The 18,612-nt window shown below is 40.8% G+C and carries 10 protein-coding genes; 6 read left to right on the top strand and 4 right to left on the bottom strand.

Features of this window, described 5'->3' with window-relative positions; all coding sequences use genetic code 11:
• Window positions 1-14 precede the first annotated feature (14 nt).
• The 3 genes from ORI98_RS02450 to ORI98_RS02440 form a co-directional block, all read right to left on the bottom strand.
• Window positions 15-1,916: a glycoside hydrolase family 13 protein gene (locus tag ORI98_RS02450; protein WP_306134117.1), complete on the bottom strand. Its 1,902-nt coding sequence runs from the start codon at window positions 1,914-1,916 to the stop codon at window positions 15-17.
• A gap of 73 nt (window positions 1,917-1,989) precedes the next feature.
• Window positions 1,990-3,489 carry a tryptophan halogenase family protein gene (locus tag ORI98_RS02445; protein WP_306134116.1) on the bottom strand — a complete coding sequence of 500 codons (1,500 nt, stop codon included), beginning with the start codon at window positions 3,487-3,489 and terminating at the stop codon, window positions 1,990-1,992.
• Window positions 3,490-3,571: 82 nt separating this feature from the next.
• Window positions 3,572-6,298, bottom strand: coding sequence for a TonB-dependent receptor (locus ORI98_RS02440; protein ID WP_306134115.1), 2,727 nt, complete (start codon window positions 6,296-6,298; stop codon window positions 3,572-3,574).
• A gap of 501 nt (window positions 6,299-6,799) precedes the next feature.
• Here ORI98_RS02440 and ORI98_RS02435 point away from each other — a divergent pair.
• The 4 genes from ORI98_RS02435 (at window position 6,800) to ORI98_RS02420 (ending at window position 13,669) form a co-directional block, all read left to right on the top strand.
• A complete protein-coding gene (locus ORI98_RS02435; RefSeq protein ID WP_306134114.1) occupies window positions 6,800-8,422 on the top strand; it encodes an alpha-glucosidase in 1,623 nt (540 codons plus the stop codon).
• A 79-nt stretch (window positions 8,423-8,501) separates the two neighbouring features.
• Window positions 8,502-9,770, top strand: coding sequence for a sugar MFS transporter (locus ORI98_RS02430; protein WP_306134113.1), 1,269 nt, complete (start codon window positions 8,502-8,504; stop codon window positions 9,768-9,770).
• A 296-nt stretch (window positions 9,771-10,066) separates the two neighbouring features.
• Window positions 10,067-11,281 (top strand): RsmB/NOP family class I SAM-dependent RNA methyltransferase, encoded by a 1,215-nt coding sequence (locus ORI98_RS02425; protein WP_306134112.1) that lies wholly within the window; start codon window positions 10,067-10,069, stop codon window positions 11,279-11,281.
• Between the two features lie 150 nt (window positions 11,282-11,431).
• Complete coding sequence (locus tag ORI98_RS02420) at window positions 11,432-13,669, top strand: EAL domain-containing protein (RefSeq protein WP_306134111.1); 2,238 nt, start codon at window positions 11,432-11,434, stop codon at window positions 13,667-13,669.
• Between the two features lie 200 nt (window positions 13,670-13,869).
• Here the strand turns inward: ORI98_RS02420 and ald are convergent, their stop codons facing one another.
• Entirely contained in the window at window positions 13,870-14,985 is a 1,116-nt protein-coding gene (gene ald, locus ORI98_RS02415) for an alanine dehydrogenase (protein ID WP_306134110.1), read from the bottom strand.
• A 182-nt stretch (window positions 14,986-15,167) separates the two neighbouring features.
• Between ald and lrp the strand changes: the two genes are divergently transcribed.
• A complete protein-coding gene (lrp, locus tag ORI98_RS02410; RefSeq protein WP_261299224.1) occupies window positions 15,168-15,671 on the top strand; it encodes a leucine-responsive transcriptional regulator Lrp in 504 nt (167 codons plus the stop codon).
• A 246-nt stretch (window positions 15,672-15,917) separates the two neighbouring features.
• Window positions 15,918-18,608 carry a DNA translocase FtsK gene (locus tag ORI98_RS02405; protein ID WP_306134109.1) on the top strand — a complete coding sequence of 897 codons (2,691 nt, stop codon included), beginning with the start codon at window positions 15,918-15,920 and terminating at the stop codon, window positions 18,606-18,608.
• The last annotated feature ends 4 nt before the right edge of the window (window positions 18,609-18,612 follow it).

Here is an 18,612-nt window from a genome sequence, read left to right as displayed (position 1 = left end):
TAACCTTTGCTGCTTTACTGAGTAATTGACAAAATAGTGACACCTTTTTGTGTCAATTTAATTGTTGAATCTAGCCGTTTAACGTTTTGTGTCACTATATCTTTTGCCGTGGCAGATGGCGGTAAGCTTTGATTAAAACGTTGTAAATCCAACTCAAGCGGCTGTTCATTTTTGTTGTAAATGATCATCAGGGTTTCAGCATCAGCTTGTCTAAATTGCACATAAACCCCATTTTGGGGGGCGTAGTGTGTTAATGTGCCAGAGGTAATGGCCACTGATTGCTGACGATATTGCAGTAACGCTTTAGTAAAGCTAAGTGCCTCTAATTGTTGAGATGATAAATTTTGTTGAGTAAACACATTGACGTCATCGCCTTGCCATCCACCAGGGAAATCCGCTCTGACTGCGCCATCATTTCTGTCTTTTGTTGGGCTGGTCATTAACACTTCGGTACCATAAAAAATCTGCGGGATACGATTACTGGTTAATACATAGGCCATGGCCATTTTGTATAGGGCGAGGTTTTGATTTAATAAACTAAATAATCGATTAGTGTCATGATTACCTTCAAACAACACTAGCTCGGTTGGATCGGCATAGACTACATCATTAGCTAACATTTCATACAGGTTAATTAACCCGCTACCCCAGTTTTCTTGTTCATTCAGGCTTGAGATGATTTTTTCATACAAGGGGAAGTCCATCATACTTGGCGAGTAAGATTGATAACCGTCTTTATTGTGTTTACCTGCTTGCCAATAACTGACAGTGATAGGGTTGGCAGACCATTCTTCTCCGACAATATTAAACTGTGGATATTCGGTCATAATGGCTTTTGACCATTTAGCTAAAAAAGTTTTATCTGCATAAGAATAAGTGTCTTCTCGAATACCACTTAGGCCGGCATATTCTACCCACCAGATACTGTTTTGAATCAAATACGTGGCCAAATGTGGGTCGCGCTGATTGAGGTCTGGCATGGTGTCAGTAAACCAGCCATTCTCAAATTCCGCAGTATCAGCTGCTACAGCGTAAGGATCTTGTACTGTGGTACGTCGATGGCTGGTGTAGGTGATATTCTTATTATCCTGTAACCAGTTTGATTGACCATTAATCCAAGTTGAAGTTGGCAACCCTAGACTATTATTACCTGTCATCCAGTGATGACCCGATCCCATGTGGTTGACGATGACATCTTTAATGATCCCGATCCCAAAGCTGTTCGCTTCTTCTACAAGCGATTTATACTCTTCATTACTGCCAAAGCGCGGATCAATTTTATAAAAGTCGGTGGTGGAATAACCATGATAAGAATACTTTGACTGATTATTCTCTAACAAAGGATTAATCCAAAGCTGAGTGACTCCTAAGTCTTTGAGATAGGGCAGTGCTTTACGGATCCCCATAATATCGCCGCCATGTCGGCCATCTTTGTCTTTACGGTTAGCCGATTCAAGCATATCAGGATGGTTATCATTGTCGGGATTGCCGTTAACAAAGCGGTCTGGGGTGATCAGGTAAATTACATCTTTATTGCTAAAACCTTGTCGATTTTTAGCATTGTTTCGGCGGGCTAAAATGGGATATTCAATTTGTTGTACCAACTGATCATTTTGATACAGACCAAAGATCAACGTTTGCGGTTTGGCCTGGGATAAATCTAGATCAATAAACAGGTGATGCTGGCTTTGACTATTATCAACCTTAATAAGCTTTACGCCATTAGCATCTATCAATTTAACCTCAAATTGATGAATATTTTCACCGTAAACAAGTAATTGTAATTGGCTGTTTTGCATACCCGCCCACCAAGATTCGGGTTCTACTTTAATGGCATTTATTTGGGCGAAAGAGGGTGAAGAGAATAATAAACCTGCAATGAGACTGTAACGCAGCTTAGGAGATAAGAATTTCATTGTGGTACCTTTTTTTTATAAAATTCGGCGTTTGTAACGTGAGATAAAAACAAACTAACGACGCAAAATACTGTTAAAGCCGCTGAATATACTGTTCATGATCGGGCATGTTATCAACCGCCCGATTTATAATGGCTTTTACGTTAGCTAAAAATTCACTGAGATCCTCTGGTTGAATACTGTTGGCAAGAGGGTTGTGATCCAAAGGCATAATGCCTTGTCCTAACATGACTTGAACCCATGCAGCCTCAGTAAACAATTCATCTTGATGGCGAGTCACGGTACCGGTTGCTTTAAACAAATCTATTTTATTTTTTAATGACTTCGGGATGTCCATTTCCCGGCACCGTTGCCATAAATCAGCCTGCTCAGCTGATTCGTTACTGCGTTGATTTAAGTGATAATGCAAAATAATAAAATCGCGAATTTGTTCGAACTCTAAGGCCGATTGACGGTTAAATTCATCGATATTGGCTTGCTGGATACCATGATGGGGAAATAATTTTGTTAAACGAATAATTGCCGACTGAACAAGATGCAAGCTGGTGGACTCAAGTGGTTCTAAAAATCCACTTGATAGTCCAATAGCGACGCAGTTTTTATGCCATTGCAGCTTACGACGACCCGTAGTGAACTGAATTTTGCGAGGTTCAGTTAATGGTTTTGCGTCTAAATTATCCAGCAAAAGCGCTTTTGCATCGTCATCTGAGATAAACTGGCTGCAATATACCAAGCCGTTACCGGTACGGTTTTGCAGGGGAATACGCCATTGCCAACCGGCATCATGGGCAATTGAGCGAGTGTAGGGAGTGAGGCTTTCAACTCGTTCGCATTGCACTGCGTATGCACTGTCACAAGGTAACCAATGTTGCCAGTTTTCATAACCTACGTGTAATTGTTGTTCAATGAGTAACGCCGTAAAACCTGAACAATCAATGAAAAAATCCCCCTTAATACATTGATTATCCGCTAATGTAATTGATTCAATATGACCATCTTGGTTTAATTTACTTGCGGTGATCCGGCCTTCAATGCGTTTTACCGCAAGATTTTCGCTATAGTTTCTTAATAAGCTTGCATAAAGACTGGCATCAAAATGATAGGCGTGGGTAATACCGGCAAGTGGCGAGCCTGCAATGCTATCTATAGCATCAAATTTATTGTGTTTAGCGGCCTGATAATTAAGGGAGTATTGCCAAAAATCAGCAGCTTGCAGCGGATTAGATTTAAGCCAATAATGATGAAACTGGGTGAAGCCAATGTCTTTGCCTATGTTACCAAAGGCATGCATGTAGGTTTGTTGCTGTTTTCCCCAATTTTCGAATTCAATCCCTAGTTTGTAGGTTGCTTGGGTTTGTTTAATAAAGTCTGCTTCTTTAATCCCTAACACGCTATTAAATATTTGTAACGGTGGAATAGTGGCTTCACCGACACCGATAGTGCCAATATCTTCGGATTCTACTAAGGTAATATTTAGCTGACTTTTAAACAGACGAACTAACATAGCAGCAGTCATCCAGCCCGAAGTGCCGCCACCTACAATTACAATGTTTTTAATGTTGTTATTATTCATGGTAATCGCCTTACATTTTTATTGTTTTTAAAGTAAAAAAGCCCCTGTAACAGGTTACAGAGGCTTATTTTCGACACTAAGATTAGAACTTGTAGTTCGCACCTAGCATGAAGTTACGGCCGTAATTTTGGTAATCACGTACTTGGCGTTGATCACCATTGACGTATGACGAAAATGGTTCGTTAGTTAAGTTATTCACCTGGAATAATACTGATAGGCCATATAGGGCATCAATACCACTTTCACTGAAGTCGTAACCGACTTGCGCATCAACTACGGTTTCAGCTTTAACATTAACATTTGTACGCGTTAAGCTAACTGCTGTTACTTCACCTAAGAAGTCACTACGGTAGCGAGAGCTAACACGTGCTTCAAAGCCTGAATTTTCATAGTACACTGTTGCATTAAAGGTTTTCTCAGAAAGACCTGGCAAGGTTGTCGGTTCGCTATCAGGTGTTTCTTTTACTTCACTGTCATTGTAAGAGCCACTTAATACGGTACCAAAACCTTCTAACGCATCAGCCCACATTCCAAAGTCCATAGAGAATGACGCTTCAATACCTTGAACATATCCGCCTTGACCATTTTGCCACTGCGCAAAAGATCCAATTGGGTTATCTGTTGGGTTTTGTGGCACGATGTCAGTAAAATCGATAAATGATGTTTGTCTGTAAGTGTAGTTTTCTAGGTCTTTATAGAATACCGCTAAAGCAAAGTAACCTTGATCGCTGAAGTAGTTTTCATAGCTAATATCGTACTGACGGGCTAACCAAGGACGAAGTTGGGTATTACCCGCATTACCTTTCCAATTCACACCGTCTTTAGGGTTATCTTCATAATTATAACCAATGTTAGAGTTCATCTGATCCATACGTGAACGAGTTAACGTGCGGGCAGCAGAGACACGTAGCATTTGGCTATCGGCAACAGCAAAACCTAAGTTCATGCTTGGTAGCCATTCGGTATAAGAGGCGCTGTCGTAGTTGGCGTTGGTAACCAACTCACCACCTTCTAGGGTTGATGCGGTACCGTTTGAACTTTGATCTGTCATTACAGCTTGAATACCGAAGTTACCCGTAAATGGAACATCGTAAACATCAGTATCAATGGTTGCCATTACAAATGCGGTAGTGACTTCTTCACTGACATCCCATGAGTCAACCGCACGGTGCTCTTGACCTGGAGTATCTTTGGCATCAGTTTCAATGTAGTTACCGTCATTGTAGAAAGCTAATGAGTCATAGCTTAATACGTCACCCATACCAAAGAAGGCTAGTGAGGTGGGACGTAACAAATATTGTTCAGGGACTGACATTACATAGTTATCAGTGTCGTCATAACCTTTAAGGGTTAAAAAGTAACCTTTGTCTAATTTGGTTTTTTCACGTTCTGAGTAATTCACACCAAATTCAACACTGCGAATCGCACTATCGTCAAAAATATATTCAGCGGCTAAACGGAACGATTTTAATTCATCTTCAATTTCAGGCTTGTTTATGAAACCATGTTGAGAATTGGGTCCTAGTGGTTTCCCCCAACCAAGTGGATCGCCAAGTTTGATGAGATTTGGATCAGAGTAATCTAACTCAGGGCTAAAGGTATAGGTGCCATCGCTATTGTAAGCAAAGCGTAGATCTTCTACTGCGCCCACGCCAGATCCACTGCCTGTACCACTGTAACTTTCTAAACTAAAGTCAGTACGTTCGGCTTTTGATAAACCAATATCTGCTTCAACACTCCAGTTATCATTGATTTGGAATTGGTTGTTCCAGCCAACAGATATCGATTCTGCATCACGCGTGCTTAGATCATTACGTACTACCACTTCAGCGTCACGAATAACACCTTCAGTAACAAGGCCGTTTTCGATTTTAGTGGCCTCTGTACTGCCGGTACCAGCCCAAGCCGCAGGAATTTCGATACCACGTAAGCGTTGGGTATCAGTAAATTTAGAGTAATATAAATCAAGTTTGGTTTGATAAAAATCATTTGGTGCGAATTCAACTACCGCTAACACACCATCACGTTCAAGTTCTGATGAACGGACATAAGGTTTTGCACCGCCAAGTACACTATCACCCGCTGCAGTTTCTGGGTAACCCCATGCATTCCAGCGCTCTTCTTGGTTTGGCGACATCATACGCGCATAACCAATGGCTAAACCTATGGTGTCATCAGCGAATTGGTCGATATAAGAAATACTGCCACGGTATCCGGTATCAGATGAACCTGAGTTTAATGCACCAAGGTCATTCATTTCACCGCGAATACCAACAGCAAAAGTTTGTTCGCCGTGGGTAAGTGGACTAATGGTTTGCATATCTACCGTACCACCAATAGCTTGCGCCATTACAGAGGCATCAGGTGTTTTATATACAACTACACGGTTTAATAATTCAGAAGGGTATTGGTCAAATTCAACGCCACGGTTATCGTTAACCGATGCTTGCTCGCGTCCGTTTAAGGTTGCTGTGGTGAAATCTGGGCCCATTCCGCGAATCGAGATAACGTTAGCGCGGCCATCAAGACGCTGAGCCGATACACCTGGTAAACGAGCAAGTGACTCTGCAATAGATACATCAGGTAGTTTACCAATATCTTCAGCTGAAATAGCTTCAACTACCGAAGAAGAGCTCATCTTCACTGCTTGAGCTTCTTGTAAACTACGGCGAATACCAGTGACTTGAATCACTTCAATGTTTTCATCAGCAGTGGCTGTATTTGTAACATCGTCAGCAGCATAAGCACTTATACTTGCACCTGCAGCAGCTAACGCTAATGTGAGTAGGCTCGGTTTAAAAAGCAACATTCATCTTTCCCCTTTTGTGAATGCTTAACCTTGATATGTCCAGATCAAGTAGTTAGCAATCATTATGATTTTGGTTACAGTCTTTATTGTGTTTTTTGTATCAGCCGTCTTAATTGACTGCATAAGCGCTGAAGTTATGACCAAATTGTTGCACAACAGTGACGATACTACTCCTAGGATTGTTTAGCCGACAATATTATGCATACGTATTCAAAAGCGTCACACACAAATGTTGACTGTTTTTTTACATTTTATTAACTGGATTTGAATCATTTTTTGTTGTCATAAGTCCATGTATACAAGAGATATTAATCAAATTTCATTAAGATGATTTGATAACTAATTTAATGCATACGTATGCAGGTGTATTGAACCTGATTTCCAAATTCACGTATCCTCGTTGCAACAACAAAATAACGATGGCGTGTTAAAGCGTCGCAACATATGTTTAACAGTATAGGTGCTACTTGCTTGTGTTGAGCATCATTTAGAGGGAATGTAATGGGTCAAGTAACCTGGTGGCGCGGCGGTATTATTTACCAAGTTTATCCACGCAGTTTGATGGATTCGAACGATGATGGAGTAGGTGACTTACAAGGGATCATTGCCAAGCTTGACTACATATCAAGTCTAAATGTGGATGCGATTTGGATTTCCCCTTTCTTTAGATCACCGATGAAAGACTTTGGTTACGATATTAGTGACTATCGCGATATTGACCCAATGTTTGGCACCATGGCTGATTTTGACGAGCTAATTGCAAAAGCACATGGATTGAATATCAAGATCATTATCGACCAAGTACTTAGCCATACCTCAGATCAACATGACTGGTTTGAACAAAGCCGTCAAAACCGAACTAATCCTAAAGCTGACTGGTATGTGTGGGCCGATCCAAAAGAGGACGGTAGCGCACCGAATAACTGGCTTGCCATTTTTGGTGGCTGTGCATGGGAATGGGAGCCACGTCGTCAACAATATTTTTTACACAACTTCTTAAAAAGCCAACCGGATCTTAATTTCCATTGCGATGAACTGCGCCAAGCGGTCCTAGATAATGTTGAGTTTTGGCTGAAAAAGGGTGTTGATGGCTTTAGATTAGATGCGATTACCTTTTGCTATCATGATGAGCAATTACGTGATAATCCCGCTAAACCGAAAGATCAACGTCAAGGTCGCGGTTTTAGCGAAGACAATCCTTATGCTTATCAATACCATTACTACAATAATACTCGCCCACAAACGGTAGGATTTATTGAAGAGTTACGGGCATTGATTAATCGCTATCCAGGGGCAGTCACTTTAGGTGAAGTGTCATCTGAAGATTCACTTGCCACTATGGCTGAGTACACCCAAGGTGATGATCGCCTGCATATGGCTTATAGCTTTGAGCTGTTAACCGATGATTTCAGTGCAGCGTATATTCGCCAAACCGTTGAAGAATTAGAAGCCAGTATTGGTGACGGTTGGCCGTGCTGGGCCATTGGTAATCATGATGTTCAACGTGTTGCAACGCGATGGGGCAAGGGCGAAACTAATCCCGATCTTGTTAAAATGCTTAACGGCATGTTGTTTTCATTACGCGGCAGTATCTGCAGTTATCAGGGCGAAGAATTAGGATTAACCGAAGCCCCGATCGAGTTTGACCAGCTTCAAGATCCTTTTGGGATTACATTTTGGCCGATGTTCAAAGGTCGAGATGGTTGCCGTACGCCAATGCCTTGGACAAAAGATGCCGAGCAGGCGGGTTTTTCAACAGCCGCGCCTTGGTTACCCATTCCGTTAGCTCATGCTGAAAACGCAGTGGACACTCAAGAGACAGATCCAAAGTCTATTTTGAATAGTTATCGACATTTTTTAGCATGGCGAAAGCAACAACCTATACTGATTAGCGGTGATATTCACTTCGTCAATACAAATGAATCAATACTCGCTTTTGAACGCCATTTTGAAGAAAAGAAAATGTTAGTGCTGTTTAATCTTTCAAACCAAAATACAGTGTTTGCGGTCGATACTTATCAATTAAATGCTGAGTTGAATGAACATGGTTTGTTAGCGGGTAAGCAAATCGGCACGGTTATCGAGTTGCCACCCTTTGGCAGTTATTTCGCTAACATAGAATAAAGTGTACACGCCGATAGCCAATTTATCGGCGTTTTTTTATCACCTTTTCAATAACAATAATGAATAAAGGAAACTAATTATGGCGCTTTCAGCCCCCTCAAATACAACTACCGTATCATCGACTGGTAATGACAATTACCGTTTTGCACTGGTTTCGCTCACCTCGCTATTTTTTATGTGGGGATTTATTACTTGCTTAAATGATATTTTAATTCCACATTTAAAATCGGTGTTCTCGCTTAGCTACACTGAAGCAATGTTGATTCAGTTTTGCTTTTTTGGTGCTTATTTTTTAGTGTCGCTACCAGCAGGTAACTTAGTTAAAAAGCTAGGGTATCAAAAAGGGATTGTCACAGGATTAGCTATTGCCAGTTTAGGTTGTGCTTTATTCTATCCCGCAGCTGATTTTGCCGTTTATGGTTTATTTTTAGCCGCGCTATTTGTGCTTGCATCAGGTATCACCATATTACAAGTCGCTGCCAATCCTTATGTAAATGCCCTTGGTAGTGTTGAAACGGCATCAAGTCGTCTTAATTTAACTCAGGCTTTTAACGCCCTAGGCACTACGGTGGCACCCTTTTTTGGGGCGGTGTTGATTTTATCGGTTGCATCAGGCGCGACGGCAGAATTATCTCATGCGCAAGCAGAAGCTGATGTGGTTAAATTACCTTATTTACTATTATCAGGCATGTTGGCGTTATTAGCGGTGATTTTTTCAAAGTTATCATTGCCACAAATCGTTGAACATGCCGAACCAGCAGATGTCTCTGGCAATATTACTCATAATGGCAAAACCAGTGCGATGCAGTCGATACACCTTGTATTGGGCGCAATTGGTATTTTTGTTTATGTGGGTGCTGAAGTCTCTATTGGCAGCTTTTTAGTCAGTTTTTTGGGGGAAGAAAGCATCGCAGGGCTGAAAGAAGCCGATGCCGCCAATTATATTGCGTATTATTGGGGCGGGGCGATGGTAGGACGGTTTATTGGTTCAGTGGTTATGCAAAAAATTCCAGCCGGTACAGTATTAGCTTTTAATGCTCTGATGGCTTCAATACTGGTGTTGGTGGCAATGAATACCCAAGGTGCGATCGCTATGTGGGCAATTTTGGCGGTGGGACTTTTTAACTCGATAATGTTCCCTACCATTTTCAGTTTAGCACTGCGTGATTTAGGTCCACACACTTCGCAAGGATCTGGCATTTTATGTTTGGCTATTGTTGGTGGCGCAATAGTGCCATTATTACAGGGCGTTATGGCTGACAACATGGGCTTACAACCTGCGTTTATTTTGCCGGTAATCTGCTATGCCTTTATATTATTCTATGGTGCGAAAGGCGCTAAAATGTAGGTGAGATTAGCGTGTTAATTGAATATGCTAAGTTAAAGCGACCTTATGGGTCGCTTTTTTATTGCTATCATTGCGGTTAATACCTATGATCGGCGCAAATATTCTATTGGTTCTCATTATTTAGTAGGTTTTAGCTAACGTAAGTTATCCATGTTTAAAAAAGCTGGTTATCTAGTCATAATTAACAGGTTAATTTTGCGTGATGTGAAAAATGAATCGAACCGTAATTAATGGTTCAAATAGTGAGTTGCTGTGGTTTGACGTTGTTTTTATCTTGTTGCTAAATTGAGAGTGTTATGCTGACTTTTCCTTTATCTGGTAGTTCTTCTGAGCTGGTGTTAAATGTGTTAACTATGGTGTTAAACCAGGGAAAACCTTTGGACCGCGCTTATTCGCATAACTTTTCGGGTTTAAAACTTGAGCCTTCTGAACAAGCCAGAATTACCCTTGTGGCGGGAGATATTCTGCGCCGCTTAAATCTGTATTGTTTTATCGTTGATATTGAGCAGGATGAGTTTGACCGTTTAGGTTCAAAGTTACTTAATGGCTGGCATTTATTCCATGGGCTTGAGTTACCTAAAATGCAGTATTCATTACAAGTCGATGAGAAACTACTGAAGCAAAAAATTGAAACCGCTAAATCAATACCAACCTTATGGGATGGCTGCCCAGAATGGCTAGATACGCTTGGTCAAGCACAGTTAGGCGATAAATGGCCTGCAGAACGCGCCGCGTTAACGCAAGTCCCCGGTCGATTTATACGCGTCAATGAATTAAAGACAAACCGTGAAAAGTTGATGACAAGCCTTGCCAAAGAAGGTGTCGAAACTCAAATAGTAGTTGCTGTCGACAGCGCCCTTGAAGTGACGTCCAATTCTGCATTATTTAGAACGGATTGCTTTCAAAAAGGATTATTTGAGCAACAGGATGCCGGTTCGCAATTAGTTGCCGCTGCCGTTGATGCTAAGCCTGGGATGCGCGTAGTGGATGCCTGTGCAGGCGCAGGGGGTAAAACGTTACACATTGCAGCGCAGATGCAAGGTAAAGGCCGATTATTGGCAATGGATATCGAACAATGGAAACTGGATAATCTTAAAACGCGTGCCAAAAGAGCAGGGGCTCATAATGTTGAAACGCGTATTATTGCCAGTTCGAAAACGATTAAACGCTTGAAGCTAACGGCAGATCGTGTTTTGCTTGATGTGCCATGTTCAGGGTTAGGTGTTTTAAAGCGAAACCCTGATTCAAAATGGCGTGACACGGCAGAGCGTTTACCAGTGCTTATCGATTTACAAAAACAGATTATTGATAGTTATAGCCGCATGGTTAAAGTTGGCGGCATGCTGATTTACGCTACCTGTTCAATTATGCCTGATGAAAATCGCAATCAAGTGGATCGTTTTCTCAGCGAGAATCCACATTTTAGCTTAATTGAAGATGAAACTATTTTAGTTTCAGAACATGGTTTTGACGGTTTTTATCTGGCAAAAATGATCAGAAATGCCGAGTAACAACTTATCCCTGTATCAAATGTTAAATAGGTTTGTTGTTAATGGAATGTAGTCATGTAGTAACTAATGTTTGATAAAATCCGCTATTAGACATAATCTAAAAGTAGCTGATTTTATCTCACTTTTTGTTATTAGTTTATGCGGAGCTGTATGGATTCTAGTCAAATAGATATCAAAGCGGATTTAGGCATTGTGCATACGGATGAGCACAAGACTAGTCTTGAGCGCTATAGCGCCATTTTAAATATGGTGCTTGAAGCTGTACCTTTAGGCGAAATGTTACACAGTTTAGTATTGTTGATCGAAGCCCAAAAAATAGGTACTCGCGCGTCGGTATTGTTATTAAGTGATGACGGTACCCGCTTGTTATCTGGAGCCGCCCCAAATTTACCAAATGATTACAACGAAGCTATTAATGGTGTTTTGATTGGTCCTAATGTCGGCTCATGTGGCACGGCGGCTTACTTGCAACAGCGTGTGATTGTTGAAGATATTGAAAATCATCCTAACTGGGCTGATTACAAAGCACTGCCCCTAAAAGCAGGCCTGCGCGCATGCTGGTCTGAGCCTATTTTTGATAGTATGGGCAATGTACTTGGTACTTTTGCAATGTACTACGACACCATTAAATCGCCTACCTCTCAAGATTTAAACTTAATTCAAGAAGCCGCAAGATTAGCGAGTTTAGCAATTGAACGTAGCAGAGGATTACACTTACAGCGCTTAAGTAGCAAAATTTTTGATAGTTTGCCTATTGCACTGGTTATCACAAACGAGCAAAACGCAGTGTTGACCTGTAACCCCAGTTTTGCGCAGTCGACAACATTGTATGATGTTAAGAATAACTACTTCAACGTTAGAACCTACCTCAAACCTTCTAATTCAGAATTATTGCAAGAACTGTTCAATACAATCCGTTTAGGTCAATCATGGCAAGGCGAGCTAAAAGCGCGAAAAAATATTAACGATATCATCGATATTGAACTAGTTGTCACGGTTATTCGTGATTCTTTAACACAGCAAAATTGTTATGCATGGATGATAACCGATATCACTGCCCGTAAAACGACAGAAAAATTAATCGATTTTCAGAATCATTATGATCAACTTACCGGTCTTGCCAATCGTAAACATCTATTTAAGAGGATGGATAGCTTAATTAGTGAGTCTCACTGTTTGGGCGGCGAAATTGAACCTTTCAGTATGATGATTTTAGATTTAGATCACTTTAAGCAAATTAACGACACTTTAGGTTCAGATAATGGCGATGAAGTACTGCAAACGGTGGCGAAAAGGTTATTAGAGGTTTTACCTGATAATAGCTTACCCGCTCGCATTGCTGCAGACGAGTTTGCAATTGTGCTTCCAGGTTATGACAGTACAGAAAAACTATCCGACTTTGCGGAAAAAATTAAAGCCGCTATCGGTAAAGAAATGTCTGTGGCTAATCAAACCCTGTCAGTGGGTATTAGCAGTGGTTTTGCTACTTTTCCAAGCGATGCTACAACGGCGGAGTTGATGCTTAACTGTGCCAGTCAGGCAATGTACAACGCCAAAGCGAGTGGTCGAAATTGTCATCAATTTTTCAATCAGGAAATACAATTAGAAGCAGAGCGAATTGCGCAATTACATTTTCATTTAAAAAAAGCCATTAGCCAAAATGAGTTAGAGTTATTCTACCAGCCAATCGTAAATCCATTAAGCGGTGACATTGTTAAAGCAGAAGCTTTACTGCGTTGGTGCCATAAGGGCCAATATATATCACCAGCTGAATTTATTCCTATAGCAGAACAGTCAGGTTTAATTGTTGAAGTTGGAGAATGGGTAAAAACTCAAGCTGTTATTACAGCGATGGACCTTAAAAAACGAGGCTTACATATTCCCATCGCTGTCAATGTGTCCACTTTAGAGTTTTGGTCGTTAGAGCTTCAAACACGTTTTTTACAGTTTTTTGACGATGTTGTCGAAAAACTCAATATCGACGCCTTCCCTTATGAAATGATTACGCTAGAAATCACCGAATCCTTAATGATGAAACAACAAAAAGAGGTATGCGAATTACTGTCTTTATTACGTCAAAGAGGTATCAAAATTTCAATCGATGACTTTGGTACAGGATATTCATCATTGTCTTATTTGGTTAGCTTTCCTGTTGATCAAATTAAAATTGATAAGTCATTTATTCACCAACTTGAAACCGATCCCAGACATAAAGCATTAGTCGAGGCTATTGTTAGTATGAGTCGTGCTTTAGATTTAACAGTAATTGCTGAAGGGGTCGAAACTCAACGGCAGTTGGACTTTGTCAATCAACAACAAATTCAAGCTGTACAAGGGTATTTTTATTATAAACCCATGTCTAAGCAAGACTTCTTTAAGTTGATGTAAGATATTGATTGAAATGGTATTTCGGGTTTCTGGTGAGCTTTTTACTTTTGTTGTTTAAAACAGCGCTTTATATTGCCTATTGAGTTAGATACAGAATAATGTTCTGTTTCTTGGGTTTGGCCAATATCCCATAAAAATTGAATAAAAAAATACCGCTGAATCAGCGGTATTTAATTCATTTCATTAACTTACTAATTTAATTATGCAAGTAAGCTTTTAGGATCAGTGAATGTCAGTGATAGCGCTTCAGCCACTTCTTTACATACAATCTTACCGTGCATCACGTTCAAGCCATTTAATAAGTGCTTGTCGCTTAATAATGCTTCTTTATAGCCTAGGTTTGCTAATCGGATGATATAAGGCAGTGTTGCATTGTTAAGTGCAAATGTTGAAGTACGTGCAACAGCACCAGGCATGTTAGCTACACAGTAATGCACTACGTCATCCACAATGTAAGTTGGATCTTGGTGAGTAGTAGCATGTGATGTTTCAACACATCCGCCTTGGTCAATCGCCACATCGACAATTGCACTACCAGGCTTCATACGCTTAATCATATCTTTAGTGACAAGTTTAGGTGCAGCAGCACCAGGAACAAGTACACCACCAATTACTAAGTCAGCTTCTAATACATGACGTTCAATGGCGTCTGCAGTTGAGTAAACCGCTTTAACAGCTGAACCAAACTGAACATTTAAACGACGTAAAGCATCAATGCTACGGTCTAAAACAACAACGTCAGCACCCATACCCACAGCCATTTGTGCAGCATTGGTACCAACCATGCCACCGCCAATAATTACAACTTTAGCAGGCTCAACACCAGGAACGCCGCCCAATAACATGCCACGGCCGCCTAATGATTTCTCTAAAGCACGAGCACCCGCTTGAATAGACATGCGACCAGCAACTTCAGACATTGGAGCAAGTAGTGGTAAGCCGCCACGGTCATCAGTTACGGTTTCATAAGCGATACAAACGGCTCCGCTTTTTACGAGATCTTCAGTTTGTGGTAAATCTGGTGCTAAGTGTAAATAAGTAAATAAAATCTGGTCGTGACGTAGCATCGCACGCTCAACAGCTTGTGGCTCTTTTACTTTTACAATCATTTCAGCTTTTGCGAAGACTTCCGCTGCAGTCGCTAAAATTTCAGCGCCGGCATCAATATAGTCTTGATCAGTAAAACCAATACCAACACCAGCATCAGCTTGAACAAAGACTTCATGACCTTTAATAGTCAATTCGCGAACACTTGAAGGAACCATACCAACACGATATTCGTGGTTTTTGATTTCTGTTGGAACACCAATAATCATTTTTGAGCCTCGATTTGTATAGTACTCGTAGGGGAGACGAGTAATTTTATTATTAATTATTTACCCTGAACGTGCTTATTTCAGGAGGCTCTAGTATAGTACCGCTCCAGCAGTTTATGCTGCTGAAGTTTGATAATAAAAAGATAATAATGTTGTTAAAGTGGTGCAATAGAGTTAAAAATATGGCAAATAATAAGAATTATTCAATTAAAGATTTAGACCGTATTGATAGAAACATTTTGAATGAACTGCAGATGGATGGCAGAATTTCAAATGTTGAATTATCAAAGCGTGTCGGTCTTAGTCCAACCCCTTGTCTTGAAAGGGTTAAACGTCTTGAGAAACAAGGTTTTATTAACGGATATACAGCATTAGTGAATCCGCATTATTTAGGCGCTTCATTGTTAGTATTTGTGGAGATCACGTTAAACCGTGATACCCCTGATATTTTTGATCGTTTCAATCGTGCTGTTCAGTTACTCGATGATATTCAAGAGTGTCATTTGGTCTCTGGTGATTTTGACTATTTATTAAAAACCCGTGTGTCCGATATGTCAGCTTATCGTCGTTTGTTGGGGGAAACCCTGTTAAAGCTTCCTTCAGTTTCTGATACTCGTACATACGTTGTGATGGAAGAAGTTAAGCAAACAAATAAAGTAGCGCTTAATTTAATCGCCGAGTTGTAATATTTGTCGAGTTAGCTGTAAATCGCAGCAGTTAACTCTTCAAATCTCCTTAGTAGAAATAGGCTATTACTCAGCTATTTCTGCTTATTATTTACCCAGCCTGTCTTATTCGCGATTTAAGCGATGAAATCCTCTTCACATTCGATTGAGCTTATGGCTTCCACAGTGCATAATCACTGAAAACACAGATTATTCTGTGATAATCTATTTAATTACTGTCTTTAATTTCATGTATGGATGATACCGTTGACTCAGGGAAATAGTTTAAAAACGCTCAGTGGCCTACAGCGACTACTTGAAGGCGGCTTAATTTTTTGTTGCATGGTAGCAACATACATATTATTAGCATTATCTAGCTTCAGCCCAAATGACCCAGGCTGGAGCCAATCGCATTTTCAAGGTGAAATTCATAATTGGACAGGTGCCGTTGGCGCCTGGACTGCAGATGTATTGTTGTATTTCTTTGGTTTCATTGCCTACTGTATTCCCGTCATAATAGCCACCACCGGGTGGTTCTTCTTTAATCGTGCGCACAAGTTATTAGAAATTGATTATTTCTCAGTTGGTTTACGTATTATTGGCTTCATGCTAATGGTATTAGCCTTGGCCGCCTTAGTCAGTATGAATGTCGATGATGTCTATGTGTTTTCTGCCGGAGGAGTGGCGGGGGATGTGATTAGCCAGGCTATGTTGCCGTACTTTAATGTAATGGGGACTGTTCTGCTTTTACTGTGTTTTATTGGCGCTGGGTTCACTTTAGCTACAGGGATCAGTTGGCTAACCATTATCGAGTTACTTGGGAACGGTGTTATCTGGTTAGCGAAAAAAGTATGGTCTTTACCACAATCACTCAAACGCGATCGTGAAACCGAAGACACTCGCGGATTTATGTCAGTGGTTGATAAGTTTAAGCAACGCCGTGAAAGTGGTTTTGACGATGAGTTATCCCAACCACTTGTTGCCGATGATGACAACGTAACTAACATTAAGATCAATCCAGTTGATGATGAAATTAATCATGTTACAGATATTAACACTACAGTTAAGCCGACGATAAAACCATTTTCTATACCTGAACCTAAGGCAGACAAGAAGCGAAGTATTTTCAGCCGTAAAGTGAAAGACGCGCCAGTTGAGCCTAAAATTGAAGCAGATTATGGTGACGACGACGATCGTCTTGAGCCAAAAATGTTTCAACAGGATATTAATGATTTAGAACCTTCATTTGATTCTTGGTCGACAGAAGATGAAGATAGAACCCCAAGCTTTTCTGCTATTGATGATCTTGATGAAAACCATGACATTATCGATGAACCTGAATTTGAACAGGTGCATTCAACAGGGGCATTAGTTGCACAGCAACAACCTAAAAAAGAAGCTAAAATTGTTGATGGCATTGTCATGATTGATGGTCAGGCACCCGAAAAACCAAGAGCGCCTATGGCACCGTTGCCAGACCTAAGCTTACTTGATATCCCCGATAGAAAGAAGAATCCCATTAGCGAGGAAGAACTTGAGCAGGTCGCTCGTTTAGTTGAAATTAAGTTAGCCGATTTCAATATTGTCGCCAATGTTGTCGGAGTCTATCCTGGCCCAGTCGTAACCCGTTTTGAATTAGAACTTGCTCCAGGTGTTAAAGCCTCAAAAATCACTAATTTATCAAAAGATTTAGCGCGTTCTTTATTATCAGAAAACGTGCGGGTTGTTGAAGTTATTCCCGGAAAAGCCTACGTAGGCCTAGAATTACCGAATAAATTCCGTGAAACCGTCTTTATGCGGGACGTGCTAGATAGTGATGCTTTCAGAGAGAGTAAATCGAAATTGTCTATGGTGTTAGGCCAAGATATTTCAGGCGAGCCAGTCATTGTTGATCTCGGTAAAATGCCGCATTTATTAGTCGCTGGTACAACGGGCTCGGGTAAATCTGTAGGCGTAAACGTGATGATCACCAGTTTGCTGTATAAGTCTGGTCCCGATGATGTTCGATTTATTATGATCGACCCTAAGATGCTTGAATTATCAGTGTATGAAGGCATCCCACATTTATTGTGTGAGGTTGTCACTGATATGAAAGAAGCTGCCAATGCTCTGCGTTGGTGTGTTGGCGAAATGGAGCGTCGTTATAAATTGATGTCAGCTTTAGGTGTTCGTAACTTAAAAGGTTATAACATCAAAATTAAAGAAGCGGCAGCAAGAGGTGAGTACATCCCTGATCCACTTTGGAAACAATCTGAAAGTATGCTTGATGAAGCGCCACCATTGGATAAATTACCCGCCATTGTAGTGGTGGTTGATGAATTTGCCGATATGATCATGATTGTAGGTAAAAAAGTGGAAGAGCTAATTGCTCGTATTGCCCAAAAAGCACGCGCGGCAGGTATTCATTTGATATTAGCGACACAGCGACCATCAGTTGATGTGATCACAGGCTTAATTAAAGCTAATATTCCAACTCGAATCGCTTTTCAGGTGTCATCACGCATTGATTCGCGCACGATTTTAGATCAACAGGGTGCAGAAACCCTACTAGGTATGGGTGACATGCTGTATTTACCCCCTGGTACAAGTGTTCCTAACCGAGTGCATGGTGCATTTATTGATGACCACGAAGTACATAAAGTCGTAGCCGATTGGTGTGCACGTGGTAAACCACAATATGTGCAAGAAATTTTGAATGGCGTGTCAGATGGTGAGCAAGTGTTGTTACCTGGCGAGTCAGCAGACTCTGATGATGAACTGGATGCTCTTTATGATGAAGCGGTCGCATTTGTTACCGAAACGCGCAGAGGTTCTATTTCCAGTGTTCAAAGAAAGTTCAAAATTGGTTATAACCGTGCAGCAAGAATAATTGAGTCAATGGAAGCACAAGGTATTGTTAGCTCCCAAGGCCATAATGGCAATCGTGAAGTATTGGCGCCACCGCCACCAAGAAATTAGGAAA

It is taken from the genome of Shewanella sp. ULN5, assembly GCF_030731885.1.
Lineage (GTDB): Bacteria > Pseudomonadota > Gammaproteobacteria > Enterobacterales > Shewanellaceae > Shewanella > Shewanella holmiensis.
This window is presented reverse-complemented; position numbering and strand designations above follow the sequence as displayed.

Coding starts and splice junctions, on each gene's coding strand:
- ORI98_RS02425 (WP_306134112.1), top strand. CDS start 10,067: ATGCTGACTTTTCCTTTATCTGGTAGTTCTTCTGAGCTGGTGTTAAAT.
- ORI98_RS02430 (WP_306134113.1), top strand. CDS start 8,502: ATGGCGCTTTCAGCCCCCTCAAATACAACTACCGTATCATCGACTGGT.
- ORI98_RS02440 (WP_306134115.1), bottom strand. CDS start 6,298: ATGTTGCTTTTTAAACCGAGCCTACTCACATTAGCGTTAGCTGCTGCA.
- ORI98_RS02445 (WP_306134116.1), bottom strand. CDS start 3,489: ATGAATAATAACAACATTAAAAACATTGTAATTGTAGGTGGCGGCACT.
- ORI98_RS02435 (WP_306134114.1), top strand. CDS start 6,800: ATGGGTCAAGTAACCTGGTGGCGCGGCGGTATTATTTACCAAGTTTAT.
- ald (WP_306134110.1), bottom strand. CDS start 14,985: ATGATTATTGGTGTTCCAACAGAAATCAAAAACCACGAATATCGTGTT.
- ORI98_RS02450 (WP_306134117.1), bottom strand. CDS start 1,916: ATGAAATTCTTATCTCCTAAGCTGCGTTACAGTCTCATTGCAGGTTTA.
- lrp (WP_261299224.1), top strand. CDS start 15,168: ATGGCAAATAATAAGAATTATTCAATTAAAGATTTAGACCGTATTGAT.
- ORI98_RS02420 (WP_306134111.1), top strand. CDS start 11,432: ATGGATTCTAGTCAAATAGATATCAAAGCGGATTTAGGCATTGTGCAT.